Origin of the sequence: Pseudoalteromonas sp. GABNS16E (genome assembly GCF_028598715.1) — a bacterium.
GTDB lineage: Bacteria > Pseudomonadota > Gammaproteobacteria > Enterobacterales > Alteromonadaceae > Pseudoalteromonas > Pseudoalteromonas atlantica.
This window is the reverse complement of record NZ_JAQREZ010000148.1, coordinates 1-705: the sequence shown is the minus strand read 5'-3', so window position 1 is coordinate 705 and position 705 is coordinate 1. Positions and strand designations below refer to the sequence as shown.

1 pseudogene is annotated in these 705 nt (G+C 37.4%); it reads left to right on the top strand.

Features of this window, described 5'->3' with window-relative positions:
* Nucleotides 1–114: 114 nt before the first annotated feature.
* Nucleotides 115–705: pseudogene (locus tag PSI06_RS21055) on the top strand (IS256 family transposase); the annotation flags it as partial.

Genomic DNA, 705 nt, shown 5'->3' with positions numbered 1-705 from the left:
AATATGATTGATGGTGTTTATATAAGATGGCAGAATATTGGAAGGTAACCCACCGCCACAGACCATATAATATAATACCTGTAGCGTTCTATGTTACTTTAGAGGGGAAAATCCCTAGAACCCCAAATAGACTCAAAAATTCTATCCATGTTCAGTATGGGGATGAGTTATCGGGATATTAATAAACACATTGAAGATATGTTCGGTATGAACGTTGCCTCAGGCACCATAAGCGCCATTACCGATAAACTAATTCCAGAGCTTAAAGCATGGCAACAGAGACCACTAGACAGTCATTACCCTATTGTTTGGCTTGATGCTATTCATTATAAAGTCAAAGAAGATGGGCGCTATATCAGTAAAGCTGTTTATACGTTATTGGGATTAAATATTCACGGTAAGAAAGAGATACTTGGTCTTCACTTATCTGAAAATGAAGGGGCTAATTATTGGTTGTCTGTGCTTACCGATTTAAATAATCGTGGAGTTAAAGATATTCTTATTGCCTGTATTGATGGGCTAACTGGGTTTCCTGAGGCGATAAGAACTATTTTTCCAGAGACTGAAGTTCAATTATGTATTTTTCCAGAGACTGAAGTTCAATTATGTATTGTTCATCAGATACGCAATTCAATGAAGTATGTTGCCTCTAAAAATCAAAAGGCGTTCATGGCCGACTTAAAGCCAGTATATCGTGCTCCAACC